The following is a 16,474-nucleotide window of genomic DNA, read 5'->3' on the forward strand; positions in this document are numbered from 1 at the left end:
ACGTACAACGGACACCGACCGGAGAGAACAGCATGAAAAACGCAGAACTGAATCAACGTCGTCAGGATGCCACCCCACGCGGGATTGGCGTGATGTGCGGTTTTTACGCCGAGCGTGCGGAGAACGCCACGCTGTGGGACGTAGAAGGCAATGAAGTGATCGATTTCGCTTCCGGTATTGCTGTTCTGAATACCGGACACCGCCATCCGAAGGTGATCGCCGCCATTGAACGGCAACTGAAGGCCTTTACCCATACCGCTTACCAAATCGTTCCTTACGAAAGCTATGTCGCGTTGGCAGAGCGCATCAACCAGCGCGCACCGATCGAAGGGCCTTGTAAAACCGCGTTGTTCACCACCGGCGCAGAAGCGGTGGAAAACGCGGTCAAAATCGCCCGCGCCTATACCGGCCGGCCGGGCCTGATCACCTTTGGCGGCGGTTTCCATGGCCGCACTTACATGACCATGGCGCTGACCGGCAAAGTGGCGCCATACAAGCTGGGCTTCGGGCCCTTCCCCGGTTCGGTGTTCCACGGCCAGTATCCGAATGCGCTGTATGGCGTGACCACCGAAGACGCGATGAACAGCCTGGAGCGCATCTTTAAGGCGGATATCGATCCCAAACAAGTGGCCGCCATCGTGCTGGAGCCGGTGCAGGGCGAGGGCGGTTTCAACATTGCGCCGGCCGATTTTATGCAGGCGCTGCGTGAACTGTGCGACCAGCACGGCATTTTGCTGATTGCCGACGAAGTGCAGACCGGTTTTGCCCGTACCGGCAAGCTGTTTGCCATGGAACATTATGCGGTGAAACCGGATCTGATCACCATGGCGAAAAGCCTGGCGGGCGGTATGCCGCTGTCGGCGGTGGCCGGCCGTGCCGACGTGATGGACGCCCCGGCGCCGGGCGGGCTGGGCGGCACTTATGCCGGTAACCCGCTGGCGGTGGCTGCGGCACTTGCGGTGCTGGACGTGATTGACGAAGAACAGCTGTGCCAGCGTTCCCAACGTTTGGGCCAGCATTTGGTGGAAGTGCTGCAACAGGCGCGCAAAACCAGCCCGGCGATCGCGGATATTCGTGCGCAGGGTTCAATGGTGGCGGTGGAGTTCAAGGATCCGGCGACCGGCAAGCCTTCGGCGGAGATCACCCGTCAGGTACAGCAGAAGGCGCTGGAAGAGGGCCTGCTGCTGTTGAGCTGCGGTGTGAACGGCAACGTGATCCGATTCCTGTATCCGCTGACCATCCCTGACGAGCAGTTCACTCAGGCGTTGGGCATTCTTTCCCGCGCGTTGGCCCAATAAGGAGTGACCGGCAATGAAACTGAATAATCCCGAGCTGCTGCGCAGCCAGTGTTTGATTAACGGTGAGTGGTGCGACGCCTTGAGCGGCCTGCGTGAAGCGGTCATCAACCCGGCGACCGGTGCTGAGCTGGCAAGCATTCCGTTGGTCAGCGAAGAAGAAACGCAGCAGGCGATTAACGCGGCGCAGTTGGCGCAGCAGGGCTGGAAACAGCTGACCGCCAAACAGCGCTCCGTGCTGTTGCTGGTCTGGGCCGACAAGGTGCTGGCGGCCCAGGAGGATTTGGCGCAACTGATGACCGCCGAGCAGGGGAAATCGCTGGCGGAAGCGCGCGGTGAAGTCGCCTATGCCGCTTCGTTTATTACCTGGTTCGCCGAAGAGGCCAAGCGTGTCGACGGTGCCGTGTTGCAGGCGCCGCTGGCCTCGCAGCGCCTGGTGGTAGTGAAACAGCCGATCGGCGTTTGCGCGGCGATCACGCCGTGGAACTTCCCGGCGGCGATGATCACCCGCAAGGTTGCGCCGGCGTTGGCTGCGGGCTGCGCGATGATCGTCAAACCGGCCGAACAGACGCCGCTGACCGCGTTGGCGTTGGCGAAGCTGGCGCAGGATGCCGGCATTCCGCCGGGCGTGTTGCAGGTGGTGACCGGCGACGCGGCGCAGGTGGGTAAGGTGCTGTGCGACAGCCCGGTGGTGCGCAAACTGAGCTTTACCGGTTCGACCGAGGTCGGCCGCATTCTGATGGCGCAGTGCGCGCCGACGATTAAAAAGCTGTCGCTGGAGCTGGGGGGCAACGCGCCGGTGATCGTTTTCGACGACGCCAATCTGGACGCGGCGGTGGCGGGCATCATGGCCTCCAAGTTCCGTAACAGCGGCCAGACCTGCGTCTGCGCCAACCGCATCTACGTGCAGGACGGCATCTATGACCGTTTGGTGGACAAGCTGGTGGCGGCGGTTGAGCAACTGAAGGTCGGTGACGGCAGCCATGAAGGCACCACCCAAGGGCCGCTGATCGACCAGGACGCGGTGGATAAAGTGCAGAGCCACATTGACGATGCGCTGATCAAAGGCGCGCAGATTGCTATCGGTGGGCAGCCGCACGAGCTGGGCGGTACCTTCTTCCAACCGACGGTGGTGACCGGCGTGACGCAAAAAATGCGCTTCGCCCGGGAAGAAACCTTTGGCCCGGTGGCGCCGCTGTTCCGTTTCCATGATGAAGCGGAAGCGATCGCCATGGCCAACGATACCGAATTCGGTCTGGCCGCTTATCTGTTTACGCAGAGTGCCTCGCGCCAGTGGCGAGTGCCGGAAGCGCTGGAATACGGCATGGTCGGCATCAACACCGGGCTGATCTCCAATGAGGTCGCGCCGTTTGGCGGTGTGAAGCAGTCAGGACTCGGACGTGAAGGATCGCGTTACGGCATTGAAGAATATCTGGAGCTGAAATACCTGTGTATCGATGTGAGCTGTTAACCACCGGGAAATTAACCTGTCCCGGTGGCCGGAGCCGCCGGGCAACAAAGGATGCTGCATGTCTTCTGAAAACATCTCTATTTCTCCGGCGCTTGCCGCCGGGGTGCGAACGTCTGCACCCGCCAAATCACTGAGTTTCCTCGAAGGGGTGGCGATGATTGTCGGCACCAATATCGGCGCCGGCGTATTGTCCATCGCTTATGCCTCCAGCAAAGCCGGTTTTTTACCGCTGCTGTTCTGGCTGGTGCTGGTGGGGAGCCTGACCACCATCACCATGCTGTACGTCGCCGAATCCACCTTGCGTACCCGTGCCCACCTGCAATTAAGCGGGCTGGCGAAACGCTATGTCGGCGGTATTGGCGCCTGGCTGATGTTCGCTTCGGTGTGCGTCAACAGCGTCGGGGCGTTGACCGCGTACATGACCGGCAGCGGCAAGCTGCTGCAATCTCTGTTCGGTATCTCGCCGGCCATCGGCAGCCTGCTGTTTTTCGTTCCCGCTGCAGGGGTGTTGTACCTGGGGCTGAAGGCGATTGGCCGCGGCGAGAAATTTATCAGTATCGGCATGGTGGTGATGTTGACCGCGCTGGTGGCGGCCACACTGCTGAAAGACACCACCCAGATGCGCAACCTGCTGGACGGCGACTGGCGCTTTATGGTGCCGGTATTCAACGTGGTGGTGTTCTGCTTCTCGGCGCAGTACATAGTGCCGGAAATGGCGCGTGGCTTCTCGGATAAGCCGGAACAGCTGCCGAAGGCGATTATCGTCGGCATGGCGGTAACCTTCGTGCTGCTGGCGGCGGTGCCGATGTCGGTGATTGCCCTCAGCGGGCTGAATAATATCTCCGACGTGGCGACCATCTCCTGGGGGCAGGCTCTTGGGCAGTGGGCGTTCTTCTCCGCCAATATCTTTGCTTTGTGCGCGATGCTGACTTCTTACTGGGGGCTGGGCGGCAGCTTCCTGACCAATATTTTCGACAAATTCAGACTGGGCAATGACGAGCAACCGCTGCGCCGTTTCGGCGTGCTGTTGCTGGTGGTGGTCCCCCCGTTCGTGCTGGCTTACAGCGGCCTGGTGTCGTTCGTTAACGCGCTGTATTTCGCCGGGGTGTTCAGCGGGGTGATCCTGTCGATTATGCCGATGTTGATCCTGCGAGGGGCGCGCAAGCACGGTGACCAAACGCCGCGCTGGCAGTGCAACTGGATCACCCACCCATTGTTGCAGATCAGCATCGTGCTGCTCTATCTGGCCAGTGCGGTATACGCTATTGCGTCGTTGTTAGGCTATCTGCCCTCTGGATGGTGACCTGCCTTCCTTCAGGAAGTGATGTTGTTTCTCAGTTGAGAACGGCGGCGTCGTGGCCGCCGATTTTTTTATTTTCCGCGCATTTGCTCCGGCAGCGCCAGCCAGGCCTGCACCGAAGGGCGTTGCCACTGTTTTTGCGCGTAGTGGCGCAGGTTCTCCGGCACGTCATCTCCGTTCATCACCAGCCGATTCAGCATCAACGCCAGGTCGGTATCGGCAATGCACCACTCCCTGAACAAATTATCCTGGCCGTGGCTCAGCAACTTTTCGACTGCGGCGATCAGTGTGTTGGCAGCGGCCTCGGCGACGGCGGACAACGGCGGGAATTTTTCGTTGCCGAATACCGCCTCGGTTGGCCGTTCGACGCGAATTGGCAACAGATCGCTGCGCAGCCAGGCTTGAATTTCACGCGCTTTGGCGCGTAGCTTGACGTCGCGCGGGTAGACCGCGTGAGCCGGATGGATATCCTCCAGATACTCGCTAATTGCCGAGGACTCGGACAGTTGGAACTCACCGATCACCAGCGTAGGCACCCGACGGGTTAGCGACAGTGCCGCATAGGCAGCGCCTTTATTTTCTTCCTGCGCCAAATCGACCGGTTTCACGGTGAAGGGGATGCTTTTCTCCGTCAGCACAATAAATGCGGACATGGCATAAGGGCTGAAAAATTGGCTGTCGGTATAGAGCTCGGCAATCGGTTGAGACATCGGCTTTTCCTCAAGGCTAAGGGGAGAACATTGATCATTACCGAGGGGTGGCGAAAAATCAATCTGTTAGCGGAAAGTTGTTGCCGGGTGCAGGCGGGGCTGCGGTTATTCCGCCGGGCATGATGTGATATATTTGTTGCTATTACGTTGAATTTGGCAGTGCGAAGTAACATGAAGAACCCGTTAGTAACAAGACTCAAGATCGGCTGCGCGCGTCTGTGGCCGCATCCGTTGGCCATGGGCAAAAAAGAGATTTTGCTTTCCAGCATCGGCGCCGGGCTGGGGTTGATGATTACCGGTTGGATCAGCCATTTTGTGTTGGGGGAGGTAAACCTGTGGTTTATCGCGCCTATGGGAGCCTCCGCCGTTTTGCTGTTTGGCGTACCGAACAGTCCGTTGGCGCAACCCTGGTCGATCGTGGGCGGCAATATGTCGGCTGCGCTGGTGGGGGTCAGCACCAGCCTGCTGATTGCCGATCCCGGGCTGGCTTGCGGCGTGGCGGCCGCAGTGGCCATTGGATTGATGTTCAAACTGCGTTGCCTGCATCCGCCCGGCGGCGCGGTGGCGCTGACTGCGATCCTCGGCGGGCCGGGCATTCACCAACTGGGTTACAGCTTTGTACTGTACCCGGTGCTGCTTAACTCAGTGTTGCTGGCGGTACTGGCGATTATCTTCAATAACCTGGCCGGGCGCCGTTACCCGCACCAACTGGCACCGGCCGAGACCAAGCCTGCCGGCTTGCCGATTGATGCGGTATCTATTACCCGGGCGGATCTGCATGAAGTGCTGATGCAGGGCGAGCTGTTTGACATCGACGAGGACGATTTGCAGGAGATCCTGCAGCGAGCGGAGCAGGTCGCTCATCGGCGGCAGAACGGCGCAGCCTGATGATGTCGGCGATCGGCAAGACGGTAACCGGTACACAAACCCACTGTTTTAACCATACAGAATCACAGAACGTCGATCTGTGTGGTTTTGATTGTTAGTCGTTGAATCTGTCTTGTGTTTGTGACCTGAGTCACCCTATTACTTTGCGTGTAATTGGGGTGACGTGATGGAAAAGACACTAGATTTACCTGCTGACCGCGAAGGCTTGTGGCGCAAATTATGCCGGTATTGCCGCCGTGGGTATTTTACGTATATCCGTAGAAAGTCTTTGTGCTCGATGAGCCGTTGTCAGTTGCGTGACATCGGGCTGCGGCGTTGCGACGTGCATCAGGAGGGGCGAGATTCACTTTGGCAGCGTTGAGTGAGCGGAAACAAAAAACCACCTGCAGAGAGGTGGTTTGATGCGCTGTTATATCAGCGAGAATTTGGTGGCCCCTACTGGACTTGAACCAGTGACCAAGCGATTATGAGTCGCGTGCTCTAACCAACTGAGCTAAGGGGCCAAGCGGCGAGATTATACGGTAATCCTCCGGTGCAGGTCTACTGTTTGCCGCCTGTATGTTGTTTTTCTGCGCAGTTGTAGTCTGTTGTAATTGCTGGTGGATTTTGCGATAACCGGTGTAAATCCCTTTTATCGGACCTCACAGACCCATGAATCTTTTGGCGCCAAACTTGCGGGTGGTGTTTTGTGGCATCAATCCCGGCCTTTCCTCCGCCCATCAGGGCTATCCCTTTGCCAATGGCAGCAACCGTTTCTGGAAGGTGCTGCATCAGGCCGGTTTCACCCAGCGCCAACTGGCCCCGGAGCAGTGGCAGCAGTTGCAGGATACCGGCTGCGGCATCACCGCTTTGGTGGCGCGCCCGACGGTAGCGGCCAGCGAAGTGACGCGTGAAGAGTTGCGCAGCGGCGGGGAGGCGTTAAAAGACAAAATTCTGCAATTCCAGCCGCGTGCATTGGCGGTTCTGGGCAAGCAGGCGTTCAGTAGCGCCTTTGGGGTGAAAAATGCGCCCTGGGGACGGCAGGAGATGACGATCGGCAAAACCGAGGTGTGGGTATTGCCTAATCCCAGCGGGCTGAACCGCGCCACGCTGGAGCAGCTTACCGAGAGCTACCGCGAGCTGTTCCTTGCGCTGGAGTGATTCCTCAGGATTTCAGGCAATAAAAAACCCCGGCAGGCCGGGGTTTTTTGTTTGCCGCTAACCGCTGGCCTTAGTCGTCCAGGAAGCTGCGCAGCACTTCGGAACGGCTTGGGTGGCGCAGTTTACGCAGTGCCTTGGCTTCGATCTGACGAATACGCTCACGGGTAACGTCGAACTGTTTGCCCACTTCTTCCAGCGTGTGGTCAGTGTTCATATCGATGCCGAAACGCATGCGCAGCACTTTCGCTTCACGGGCGGTCAGGCCGGCCAATACGTCGTGCGTTGCAGAGCGCAGGCTTTCGGAGGTGGCAGAATCCAGCGGCAGCTCGAGGGTGGTATCCTCGATGAAATCGCCCAGATGTGAATCTTCATCATCACCAATTGGCGTTTCCATGGAGATCGGCTCTTTGGCGATCTTCAGCACTTTGCGGATTTTGTCTTCCGGCATCAGCATACGTTCAGCCAGCTCTTCCGGCGTCGGTTCGCGGCCCATCTCTTGCAGCATCTGGCGCGAAATACGGTTGAGTTTGTTGATGGTCTCAATCATATGCACCGGAATACGGATGGTACGCGCCTGGTCGGCGATAGAACGGGTGATAGCCTGACGGATCCACCAGGTGGCGTAAGTTGAGAACTTATAACCACGGCGGTATTCGAATTTGTCTACCGCTTTCATCAAACCGATGTTGCCTTCCTGGATCAGATCCAGGAACTGCAGACCGCGGTTGGTGTATTTCTTGGCGATAGAAATAACCAGACGCAAGTTGGCTTCAACCATCTCTTTCTTCGCACGGCGGGCTTTCGCTTCACCGATAGACATGCGACGGTTGATGTCCTTCACCTGCTCGATGGTCAGGCCGGTCTCTTCTTCGATCTGACGCAGTTTCTGCAGGCTGCGCTGCACGTCGTCCGTTACGTCTTTCAGCTTTTCTGACCATGGCTTGGCCATTGCCAGCGCCGCTTCGAACCAGGAATTGCTGGTTTCGTTGCCGGCGAACAAAGTGACGAAGTTTTTCTTCGGCATTTTGCACTGTTCAACGCACAGTTTCATGATGATACGTTCCTGGGTACGAACGCGGTCCATCATGATGCGCATGCTGTTGACCAGGAAGTCGAACTGTTTTGGCACCAGGCGGAACTGCTTGAACACCTCAGACAGCTTCAGAATTTCTTCTGCTGCGCTGGCGTGGCTACGGCCGTTCTTTTTGATGACCAGACGGGTCGCTTCATACTGATCGCGCAGGTCGGTGAATTTCTGACGTGCCAGTTCCGGATCGATGCTGTTGTCGTCTTCAGCGTCGTCGTCTTCATCTTCGTCTTCTTCGTCGTCGTTCTGCTCTTCGGTCGACAGCTCAGAACCGACGTGCGTTGCGGTTGGGGCGATGTCCTCTTCCGCATTAGGATCGACGAAGCCGGTGATCAGGTCGGACAGGCGAGCTTCGCCGGCTTCAACGCGATCGTACTGCTCCAGCAGATAGGTAATGGCTTCCGGGTATTCGGCAACCGAGCACTGAACCTGGTTGATACCGTCTTCAATACGCTTGGCGATGTCGATTTCGCCTTCGCGCGTCAGCAGTTCAACGGTACCCATTTCGCGCATGTACATGCGCACCGGGTCGGTGGTACGGCCAATTTCAGATTCAACGCTGGACAGGACTTGAGCGGCAGCTTCTTCCGCATCTTCGTCTGTGCTGTTGGAGTTTTCAGCCAGCAACAGGTCATCGGCGTCCGGGGCTTCTTCCATCACCTGGATGCCCATGTCGTTAATCATCTGGATGATGTCTTCGATCTGATCGGAGTCGACGATATCTTCCGGCAGATGGTCATTGACCTCAGCATAGGTCAGATAGCCTTGCTCCTTACCACGTTGGACAAGAAGTTTAAGCTGTGACTGCGGGTTTTGCTCCATAAGACGGTATCCACACTTCAGAGTATTTAGGTTGGTGTCGGTCGGCGAAACCGCCAACAATAGCATTTGGGGCGTTTTTGTTGTTGCCGCGGCCCACTGTGGCGGCATATTGCAGGGCTCTGCCCTCGCATTTATCGGCACTTAAGCCGTTTGGTATTCAGTTTTTCTTCGCTAAAACCTGATTGAGAGAACGGACTTCTTCACGTTCTTCCGGGCTCAGGCCGTGCGTTCTGGCCTGCGCGATCAATGTTTCCAGCCGCTGCTCCAGTACGGAGTCGTACAGGCTGGCCAAGGTATCCAAAAATGTCTGCTCGACCCTGTCCTCAACGATCATATGGTTCCATGTCGCCAAGGTTTCAAGCTGCTGGCTCAATTTGTTGTCGCGATACTGCTCCAACAATTGGCCGGTCGTCAGCCCCGGCTGGGCCAGGCAGGTCTGCACCAGCTCGACAAATAGCGGTAAACCCGCCTGTTTGGTCTGCTCCAATCCCTCGAGTGAAGGGATAAGTGTAGCCAGTTGCGGATTTTGTACCAGTAACCCTATCAGTATACGCATGGTTGTGCGTTTTAGCTGGGGCGCCTGATAAGTATTCGCATTTTCAGCCTGTTTGGGCATCAGCTTGTCGAGCTGGCTGTCATCGAGCAGGCCAAGCTTGCTGCCGAGCTGTTGGCGCAGGTACAAACGCAACGTTTCGCCCGGCACCTGAGTAATCAGTGGCAGTGCCAGCGTGCTCAGCTTGGCGCGGCCGTCCGGGCTGCTCAAATCTACCTGTGGCATCAGCGTTTCGAACAGGAAAGTGGAAAGCGGCTGCGCCAGCTCCATTCGCTGCTCGAAGGCGTCTTTGCCTTCTTTTCGGACCAATGTGTCCGGGTCTTCGCCATCGGGCAAAAACATAAACCGCAGTTGGCGCCCGTCGTTCAGATAGGGCAATGCGGTTTCCAATGCGCGCCAGGCCGCTTCGCGACCGGCTCTGTCGCCGTCATAGCAGCAGACAACGTTATCGGTAGCGCGGAACAGCAGCTGAATATGTTCAGCCGTCGTTGAAGTTCCGAGCGAGGCGACGGCATAATCGATGCCGTATTGCGCCAGCGCTACCACGTCCATATAGCCTTCCACTACCAGCAAACGTTGCGGGGTAGGGTGGTTCTGCTGCGCTTCATACAGGCCGTACAGCTGACGACCCTTGTGGAATACTTCGGTTTCCGGCGAGTTCAGGTATTTCGGCATGCCGTCACCCAATACGCGCCCGCCAAAGGCGATCACTCGCCCGCGTTTGTCGCGAATAGGGAACATCACGCGCTCACGGAAACGATCGTACGAGCGGCCTTGATCGTTAGTCACCAGCATGCCGGCATCGTTCAATGCGAGACGCGAGTCGGCGTCACGACCAAAACGCTTCAGTGCGTTATCCCAACCGGCGGGTGCAAAGCCGATGGCAAAATGGCGGATAACGTCGTCACTGAGCCCGCGCTGTTGCAGGTAATTGCGCGCCGGCGTGCCGGAAGGCTGATGCAGTGACTGTTGATAGAACGCGCTGAGCTGTTCCATCAGTTGATACAGGCTTTGACGCTGATGGCGTTCAATCTGGGTCGGCCCGGTTCCTGCCTCGTAAGGCACTTCCAGTCCGTGCATGGTCGCCAGCTCTTCGATGGTTTCGACAAACTCGAGTCTGTCGTAATTCATCAGAAAGTCGACGGCGTTACCGTGCGCACCACAACCAAAACAGTGGTAAAACTGCTTTTCGCCATTAACCGTAAATGAAGGCGTTTTTTCGTGGTGGAACGGACAGCACGCGTGATAGTTCTTGCCTTGCTTCTTGAGCTTTACACGCGCGTCGATCAGATCGACGATGTCGGTGCGAGCCAGCAAGTCATTGATAAATACACGCGGAATTCGTCCAGCCATAAGCCCTTACTTTACTAGCCTATAAACGAGAACAAGCCGCGCATTCCTTTCGGAAAGCACGGCCTTCGTATGCAACTACACGGTCTGCGCGATTTTTAAAATCAGAAATTCACGCGGCGGGGTTACCCCCGAAGAATTAATACAGACGAGTGCGGCGTGCGTTTTCGCGAGCCAGTTTCTTCGCGTGACGTTTCACAGCAGAAGCTTTAGCGCGTTTACGTTCGGTAGTCGGTTTTTCATAGAACTCACGACGACGAACTTCAGCTAAAACGCCTGCTTTCTCGCAAGAGCGTTTGAAACGACGCAGAGCAACGTCAAATGGCTCGTTTTCACGTACTTTAATTACCGGCATGTGCCTCTCACCTCAATAAAATTCGGTTTGCTGCTGGCCAAGCGCCAGCCTTTTCAAAATGGTGCGGAATTTTACTTCAACGGATGCTGCTTTGTAAAGCACCACAGCAAATTGAAACCTGCGCCGCCCTGGTAAAACGTGCGCAATTTTGCATCGGGCGCTGATTATAGTCTAATCAGAAAAAAATGCTCGTTTTTAATCAAACCGGCATTTATGGCTGGAATCATCAACATAGCTTCCGGCCGGCGACAAGATGTACCCTGCTGGCGGTAAATAGGCATGATTGTGGTAAACTGCAGGCCGCACGTGAATGATGGGAAAGGGTAATGCGAGTACTGGGTATAGAAACCTCCTGCGATGAAACCGGAATTGCAGTGTATGACGATCAGACCGGTTTATTAGCGAATCAGTTGTACAGCCAGGTGAAGCTGCATGCCGATTACGGCGGTGTAGTGCCGGAGCTGGCCTCCCGCGATCACGTGCGTAAAACCGTGCCGCTGATTCAGGCGGCCTTGAAAGAAGCGAACCTGACCGCCGCCGATATCGACGGCGTCGCCTACACTGCCGGGCCAGGCCTGGTGGGGGCGTTGCTGGTCGGCGCCACCATTGGTCGCGCGCTGGCGTTTGCCTGGAACGTGCCTGCGGTGCCGGTGCACCACATGGAAGGCCACCTGTTGGCGCCGATGCTGGAAGACAATCCGCCGGCATTCCCGTTTGTCGCGCTGCTGGTTTCCGGCGGCCACACGCAGTTGATCAGCGTGACCGGCATTGGGCAGTATGAACTGCTGGGCGAGTCGATAGACGATGCGGCCGGTGAAGCTTTCGATAAAACCGCCAAGCTGCTTGGGCTGGATTACCCTGGTGGGCCAATGCTGTCTAAGATGGCGCAACAAGGTGTGGCGGGCCGTTTCACCTTCCCGCGTCCGATGACCGATCGTCCGGGACTGGATTTCAGTTTCTCCGGGCTGAAGACGTTTGCCGCCAACACCATCCGCTCTAACGGCAATGATGACCAGACGCGTGCAGACATAGCCCGCGCGTTCGAAGATGCGGTGGTGGATACGCTGGCGATAAAATGCAAACGTGCGCTGGAGCAGACTGGCTTCAAACGCCTGGTGATGGCCGGCGGCGTCAGCGCCAACCGTACTCTGCGCAGCAAAATGGCGGAAATGATGCATAAACGCGGCGGTGAGGTGTTCTATGCCCGTCCGGAATTCTGTACCGATAACGGCGCGATGATCGCCTACGCGGGTCTGGTGCGGCTGAAGAGCGGTGCCAACCCGGAACTGAGCGTTTCGGTGCGTCCGCGCTGGCCGTTGGCAGAATTGCCTGCGGTATGATAGACATAAGGCCGGAAATTTCCGGCCTTTTACTTCACGATTCTTTCTTTTCTTCCTGATCCGCCGCATCCGCTTTTTTCTTGCGGAACTTGTCCCAGATTTTCCCTTCCTGCCCACGCCACAGGCGTTGGATGTTGTCATGGTGCCGCATCAAAATCAGGCAAGACAGCATCGCTACCGGGAAGGTGAACTGCGGTTTGAACCACCAAACGTAAAACGGGGCAATCAAGGCGCTGATAATTGCGCCCAACGAGGAGTAACCGCTAAGCAGCACGGTCAGCAGCCAGGTGCCGGTCATCAGGCCGGTAAGATCCCAACCGATCGGCGCGATGGCGCCAAAGGCCGTCGCCACGCCTTTACCTCCGCGGAAATGGAAGAATACCGGATAGATATGCCCCAGGCAGGCGGCTATCGCCGTCAGGCCCAGATACAGCGGTGGTATTTCAAGCTTGTACGCCAGCCAAACCGGCAGCATTCCCTTGAGAATATCGAACACCAGCACCGCCGCCGCCGCCAGGCGACCGCCGATGCGCAGGACGTTGGTGGCCCCTGGATTCCCTGAGCCATGTTCACGCGGATCGGGCAGCCTGGCGATCCGACAAACCAGGATCGCACTGGAAACTGAGCCACACAGATACGCGAAGATAATCATGCCAAGCGCGGTAGCACTCATAACGCGGTTCCGTTTAATAATGGTCGTTTTACTAGCAACATCTATGGATAATACGCATATTCCGCTGGAAGTGGTATCCGGCAAGGCCAAAAACAGAGAATGACGTGATGGATATCGTATTTATTGAAGAGCTTACCGTTATTACTACCATTGGCGTTTATGATTGGGAACAAAACATTCGCCAGAAGCTGGTGTTCGATATCGAAATGGGCTGGGACAACCGCCAGGCCGCTGCCAGCGATGATGTGAACGACTGCCTGAGCTATGCCGATATCAGCGAAGCCATCATCCAGCACGTGGAACCGAATCGTTTTGCGTTAGTGGAGCGGGTGGCAGAGGAAATATCTGAAATTTTACTCCAGCGCTTCAATTCCCCGTGGGTCCGTATTAAGGTCAGCAAACCGGGCGCAGTTGCACACGCCAGCCGGGTTGGGGTCATTATTGAACGTGGTACCCGGCCGGTGTGACTTCCTGTCATACGCGTGCAACTAAAGACCGTTAACCTGGTCTGAACCAGAGAACTGTTTTAGCGGCAATGTATTGAACACTGCCGCTTTTTTATGTTGGTAGTCGCAAATTTATAGGGTGAGCGAAACACATGGCGGACATGCATTCACTGTTTATCGCGTTTGTTCTTGGGGTGGTCGAAGGGTTAACTGAATTCTTGCCGGTATCCTCTACCGGGCACATGATTATTGTCGGCGAGTGGCTGGGCTTTACCGGCGACAAGGCCAAAACCTTTGAAGTCATTATTCAACTGGGGTCGATTCTGGCGGTGGTGGTGATGTTCTGGCGCCGTCTGTTCGGCCTGATCGGCATTCACTTTGGCGGCAAGCCGGTAGAGCACGAAGGCAAGACCGCTGGGCGGTTAAAACTGGGCCATATCCTGCTGGCGATGATCCCGGCGGTGGTGCTGGGGCTGTTACTCCATGATTTCATCAAGTCGCTGTTCGCACCAAAGAACGTGATGTATGCGCTGGTGGTCGGTGGTTTCCTGCTGCTGGCAGCGGAATGGCTGAAGCCGAAAAAACCGAGCGCGGAAGGGCTGGATGACATTACCTACCGTCAGGCGTTTATGATTGGCTGTTTCCAGTGTCTGGCGCTGTGGCCGGGCTTCTCCCGTTCCGGCTCCACCATTGCCGGCGGCATGTTGGTGGGCGTGAACCGTTATGCGGCTTCTGAGTTCTCGTTCATTCTTGCGGTGCCGATGATGATTGGCGCCAGTGGCCTGGACCTGTACAAGAGTTTGCATTTCCTGACGATGGGCGATCTGCCGATGTTCGCCGTCGGCTTTGCGACCGCTTTCGTGGTGGCGCTGATTGCGATTAAGACCTTCCTGTCGCTGATTAAGCGCATCTCGTTTGTGCCGTTCGCCATCTACCGCTTTATCGTTGCCGCCGTGGTTTACATGGTCTTCATGTAAGCGACCGCGTCAATAAAAAACCCCGCTTCGCGGGGTTTTTTTATGCCTGATCGAGAGGGATATCCTGGGTGAGTTTCCAGTCGGCCAGTACCTGCTGGCGGCGGCGTTTTAGCTCATCGCGGATCGCCAGCCCCTGCAGGCCGCTGGCGACCACCTCTTTTACCGAGACCGCATTTGCCACCTGGAAAGCCTGGCGCAAATAGTCGCCCTGTGGGTAGGGATTGTTTTCAAAGCCGGTACGGCCGCGTGCGTCCGCCTCGCTGGTCAGGATCATCTGTTCCAGCCGCTGCGGTTTACGCCAGACGTCTATCGCATCGAAAAGCTTCAGCAGAGTCTCCGGACGCAGCTTGCTTACGGTATGAATCAGATCATGGTATTCAGCCACCAGTTTGGCCAAATCGCGCACCGGGTTGGGCACCCGTAAACGTTGGCACAATGCTTCGACCAGCTTAACGCCGGTCAGGCCGTGACCGTGATGGTGTGGCCAGAGTTCTTGTGGTGTCAGCCCTTTACCGAGATCGTGGCACAGTGCCGCGAAGCGTACGTCGACGTCAGGGCTGAGCTGGGCGGCGATAGCCAGCGTCATCAGGGTATGAATGCCGGTGTCGATCTCCGGGTGCCACTTGGCCGGGGCCGGCACGCCGAACAGGGCGTCAATCTCGGGGAACAGTATCGCCAGCGCGTCGCAGTCGCGCAGGACCTGGAAATACACTTGCGGGCTCTGGCTTTGCAGCGCTTTTTCCGTTTCCTTCCATACCCGTTCGGCGGTCAGCGTCGCCAATTCACCGCTGCGTGCCATGTGGCGCATCAGCTCAGCGGTTTCCGGGGCAATGGTAAAACCCAGATGGGCAAAGCGGGCGGCAAAACGGGCCACGCGCAGCACGCGCAGCGGATCTTCACCGAAGGCATCGGAAACGTGGCGCAGCACGCGCGCTTGCAAATCGGTCACGCCGTGGAAAGGGTCTATCAGCTCACCGTCGCTGCCGCGAGCGATGGCGTTGATGGTCAAATCGCGGCGCTGCAAGTCTTCTTCCAGCGTCACGTCCGGCGCGGCGTAACAGGTAAAGCCGGTATACCCCTGGCCCGATTTACGCTCGGTGCGCGCCAGCGCATATTCTTCATGGGTCTCAGGGTTGAGAAACACCGGGAAGTCTTTACCGACCTGTTGATACCCCTGAGCCAGCAGTTCTGAAGGCGCAGCGCCCACCACCACCCAGTCGCGGTCGAAAACCGGTATCTCAAGTAAACTGTCGCGGACAGCGCCGCCGACCAGGTAGATCTTCACTATTATGCTCCTGCATGATTCTGGGACTCTGTTGACCAGATTACCTCAATTAGCCGGGCCGTGCCGAAGCCAATAAAAAAGGCGCCCGCAGGCGCCAATCTCAAACTGAACGATACTGAAATCAGTTCATCCAGCGATTGCTGTTCTTGCGACGCGGGATCAGGTGCGGCAACAGCAGGCCGAGCAGCAGGCCAACGCCGGCGACGCCGCCGCCGTACATGAACCACTGCAGGATAATGGTGCGCTGTTTGTCGTCAAGCTGCAGGTTAACCGCGTTAACCTTCTTCTGGGCTACGACCAACTGGTTTTTCAGATCTTGATTTTCCTGCTGCAGGCCGCTGATGGTGCCGTCGCTTGCAGCCACTTTTTGCTGCATTTCTGCCGTGCGCTGGTTCCAGCTGTTGTCGATATTGGCCAGCTTGTCGGTCAGGGTTTTCACCTGTTGTTCCAGCGCAGGTACGCGAGTGCGCAGGCTTGGCGTCTGGCTGAGCTGATCGAGCGGGATCCAGATATTGCGGCCTTTCGGATCGCGGATTTGGCCATAATTGGTGCTTTCATTTACGCTCAACAGGGCGACTTCTTCACCGGCGTTCAGAGTCCCGACAATACGGTACTGGTTACCTGGGCCGCTGTGGACGTAAGTACTTAATTCATCGGAGATATAGCGCTTATCTTCGGCATGTGCGCCCCAAGTGATGCTGAAGCTCAGCACGGCAAGGCAAATTAGGCGTAATTTCTGCATTAGTTCATCGTTTCTGTGTGAATTTATGGAACGATAGTAG

General features: G+C 57.0%; 15 protein-coding genes and 1 tRNA gene. 8 read left to right on the forward strand and 8 right to left on the reverse strand.

Annotation, left to right across the window (positions count from 1 at the left end; all coding sequences use genetic code 11):
- The first annotated feature begins 32 nt into the window (after window positions 1-32).
- From ACUTSW_RS17755 to ACUTSW_RS17765, 3 genes are read left to right on the forward strand one after another with little or no spacing between them, the layout of a single operon-like run.
- The gene (locus tag ACUTSW_RS17755) at window positions 33-1,298 is read left to right on the forward strand and encodes a 4-aminobutyrate--2-oxoglutarate transaminase (RefSeq protein ID WP_006328221.1); all 1,266 of its coding nucleotides are present in this window, start codon (window positions 33-35) and stop codon (window positions 1,296-1,298) included.
- Between the two features lie 13 nt (window positions 1,299-1,311).
- On the forward strand, window positions 1,312-2,766 hold the full coding sequence (locus ACUTSW_RS17760; protein WP_445584980.1) for an NAD-dependent succinate-semialdehyde dehydrogenase: 1,455 nt from the start codon (window positions 1,312-1,314) through the stop codon (window positions 2,764-2,766).
- A gap of 58 nt (window positions 2,767-2,824) precedes the next feature.
- The gene (locus ACUTSW_RS17765) at window positions 2,825-4,069 is read left to right on the forward strand and encodes an aromatic amino acid transport family protein (RefSeq protein ID WP_445584981.1); all 1,245 of its coding nucleotides are present in this window, start codon (window positions 2,825-2,827) and stop codon (window positions 4,067-4,069) included.
- A gap of 68 nt (window positions 4,070-4,137) precedes the next feature.
- Here the strand turns inward: ACUTSW_RS17765 and yfcF are convergent, their stop codons facing one another.
- Window positions 4,138-4,776, reverse strand: coding sequence for a glutathione transferase (yfcF, locus tag ACUTSW_RS17770; protein ID WP_445584982.1), 639 nt, complete (start codon window positions 4,774-4,776; stop codon window positions 4,138-4,140).
- Window positions 4,777-4,947: 171 nt separating this feature from the next.
- Between yfcF and ACUTSW_RS17775 the strand changes: the two genes are divergently transcribed.
- Window positions 4,948-5,664: an HPP family protein gene (locus ACUTSW_RS17775; protein WP_063200903.1), complete on the forward strand. Its 717-nt coding sequence runs from the start codon at window positions 4,948-4,950 to the stop codon at window positions 5,662-5,664.
- 426 nt (window positions 5,665-6,090) lie between these two features.
- On the opposite strand, the gene ACUTSW_RS17780 is transcribed toward ACUTSW_RS17775, so the two are convergent.
- Window positions 6,091-6,167: transfer RNA gene (locus ACUTSW_RS17780), tRNA-Ile, on the reverse strand.
- Between the two features lie 148 nt (window positions 6,168-6,315).
- Between ACUTSW_RS17780 and mug the strand changes: the two genes are divergently transcribed.
- Complete coding sequence (gene mug / locus ACUTSW_RS17785; protein ID WP_004948359.1) at window positions 6,316-6,804, forward strand: G/U mismatch-specific DNA glycosylase; 489 nt, start codon at window positions 6,316-6,318, stop codon at window positions 6,802-6,804.
- Between the two features lie 70 nt (window positions 6,805-6,874).
- On the opposite strand, the gene rpoD is transcribed toward mug, so the two are convergent.
- The 3 genes from rpoD to rpsU all read right to left on the reverse strand — a co-directional run bounded on the left by rpoD (window position 6,875) and on the right by rpsU (window position 10,971).
- Window positions 6,875-8,713, reverse strand: coding sequence for an RNA polymerase sigma factor RpoD (rpoD, locus tag ACUTSW_RS17790; RefSeq protein ID WP_006328195.1), 1,839 nt, complete (start codon window positions 8,711-8,713; stop codon window positions 6,875-6,877).
- Between the two features lie 157 nt (window positions 8,714-8,870).
- Window positions 8,871-10,619, reverse strand: a complete 1,749-nt coding sequence (gene dnaG / locus ACUTSW_RS17795) for a DNA primase (protein ID WP_006328193.1) — start codon at window positions 10,617-10,619, stop codon at window positions 8,871-8,873.
- A 136-nt stretch (window positions 10,620-10,755) separates the two neighbouring features.
- Window positions 10,756-10,971 (reverse strand): 30S ribosomal protein S21, encoded by a 216-nt coding sequence (gene rpsU, locus ACUTSW_RS17800; protein ID WP_001144069.1) that lies wholly within the window; start codon window positions 10,969-10,971, stop codon window positions 10,756-10,758.
- Between the two features lie 326 nt (window positions 10,972-11,297).
- Between rpsU and tsaD the strand changes: the two genes are divergently transcribed.
- Window positions 11,298-12,311 carry a tRNA (adenosine(37)-N6)-threonylcarbamoyltransferase complex transferase subunit TsaD gene (gene tsaD, locus ACUTSW_RS17805; protein WP_004948351.1) on the forward strand — a complete coding sequence of 338 codons (1,014 nt, stop codon included), beginning with the start codon at window positions 11,298-11,300 and terminating at the stop codon, window positions 12,309-12,311.
- Window positions 12,312-12,345: 34 nt separating this feature from the next.
- Here tsaD and plsY read toward each other — a convergent pair whose 3' ends face one another.
- The gene (gene plsY, locus ACUTSW_RS17810; RefSeq protein ID WP_041416403.1) at window positions 12,346-12,984 is read right to left on the reverse strand and encodes a glycerol-3-phosphate 1-O-acyltransferase PlsY; all 639 of its coding nucleotides are present in this window, start codon (window positions 12,982-12,984) and stop codon (window positions 12,346-12,348) included.
- Window positions 12,985-13,091: 107 nt separating this feature from the next.
- Between plsY and folB the strand changes: the two genes are divergently transcribed.
- Together folB and bacA are read left to right on the forward strand one after the other, a co-directional pair.
- Complete coding sequence (folB, locus tag ACUTSW_RS17815; RefSeq protein WP_006320572.1) at window positions 13,092-13,451, forward strand: bifunctional dihydroneopterin aldolase/7,8-dihydroneopterin epimerase; 360 nt, start codon at window positions 13,092-13,094, stop codon at window positions 13,449-13,451.
- Window positions 13,452-13,582: 131 nt separating this feature from the next.
- Window positions 13,583-14,407 (forward strand): undecaprenyl-diphosphate phosphatase, encoded by an 825-nt coding sequence (gene bacA, locus ACUTSW_RS17820; protein WP_004948342.1) that lies wholly within the window; start codon window positions 13,583-13,585, stop codon window positions 14,405-14,407.
- A gap of 40 nt (window positions 14,408-14,447) precedes the next feature.
- On the opposite strand, the gene ACUTSW_RS17825 is transcribed toward bacA, so the two are convergent.
- Together ACUTSW_RS17825 and ACUTSW_RS17830 are read right to left on the reverse strand one after the other, a co-directional pair.
- Complete coding sequence (locus ACUTSW_RS17825) at window positions 14,448-15,692, reverse strand: multifunctional CCA addition/repair protein (RefSeq protein ID WP_445584983.1); 1,245 nt, start codon at window positions 15,690-15,692, stop codon at window positions 14,448-14,450.
- Window positions 15,693-15,813: 121 nt separating this feature from the next.
- A complete protein-coding gene (locus ACUTSW_RS17830) occupies window positions 15,814-16,434 on the reverse strand; it encodes a TIGR04211 family SH3 domain-containing protein (RefSeq protein ID WP_004948337.1) in 621 nt (206 codons plus the stop codon).
- Window positions 16,435-16,474 lie beyond the last annotated feature (40 nt).

The organism is Serratia sp. TSA_198.1, from assembly GCF_052686505.1.

What these genes read in the sequence shown, in the direction of transcription:
- ACUTSW_RS17755 (WP_006328221.1), top strand. Translation starts at nt 33, where the DNA reads ATGAAAAACGCAGAACTGAATCAACGTCGTCAGGATGCCACCCCACGC.
- ACUTSW_RS17760 (WP_445584980.1), top strand. Translation starts at nt 1,312, where the DNA reads ATGAAACTGAATAATCCCGAGCTGCTGCGCAGCCAGTGTTTGATTAAC.
- ACUTSW_RS17765 (WP_445584981.1), top strand. Translation starts at nt 2,825, where the DNA reads ATGTCTTCTGAAAACATCTCTATTTCTCCGGCGCTTGCCGCCGGGGTG.
- yfcF (WP_445584982.1), bottom strand. Translation starts at nt 4,776, where the DNA reads ATGTCTCAACCGATTGCCGAGCTCTATACCGACAGCCAATTTTTCAGC.
- ACUTSW_RS17775 (WP_063200903.1), top strand. Translation starts at nt 4,948, where the DNA reads ATGAAGAACCCGTTAGTAACAAGACTCAAGATCGGCTGCGCGCGTCTG.
- mug (WP_004948359.1), top strand. Translation starts at nt 6,316, where the DNA reads ATGAATCTTTTGGCGCCAAACTTGCGGGTGGTGTTTTGTGGCATCAAT.
- rpoD (WP_006328195.1), bottom strand. Translation starts at nt 8,713, where the DNA reads ATGGAGCAAAACCCGCAGTCACAGCTTAAACTTCTTGTCCAACGTGGT.
- dnaG (WP_006328193.1), bottom strand. Translation starts at nt 10,619, where the DNA reads ATGGCTGGACGAATTCCGCGTGTATTTATCAATGACTTGCTGGCTCGC.
- rpsU (WP_001144069.1), bottom strand. Translation starts at nt 10,971, where the DNA reads ATGCCGGTAATTAAAGTACGTGAAAACGAGCCATTTGACGTTGCTCTG.
- tsaD (WP_004948351.1), top strand. Translation starts at nt 11,298, where the DNA reads ATGCGAGTACTGGGTATAGAAACCTCCTGCGATGAAACCGGAATTGCA.
- plsY (WP_041416403.1), bottom strand. Translation starts at nt 12,984, where the DNA reads ATGAGTGCTACCGCGCTTGGCATGATTATCTTCGCGTATCTGTGTGGC.
- folB (WP_006320572.1), top strand. Translation starts at nt 13,092, where the DNA reads ATGGATATCGTATTTATTGAAGAGCTTACCGTTATTACTACCATTGGC.
- bacA (WP_004948342.1), top strand. Translation starts at nt 13,583, where the DNA reads ATGGCGGACATGCATTCACTGTTTATCGCGTTTGTTCTTGGGGTGGTC.
- ACUTSW_RS17830 (WP_004948337.1), bottom strand. Translation starts at nt 16,434, where the DNA reads ATGCAGAAATTACGCCTAATTTGCCTTGCCGTGCTGAGCTTCAGCATC.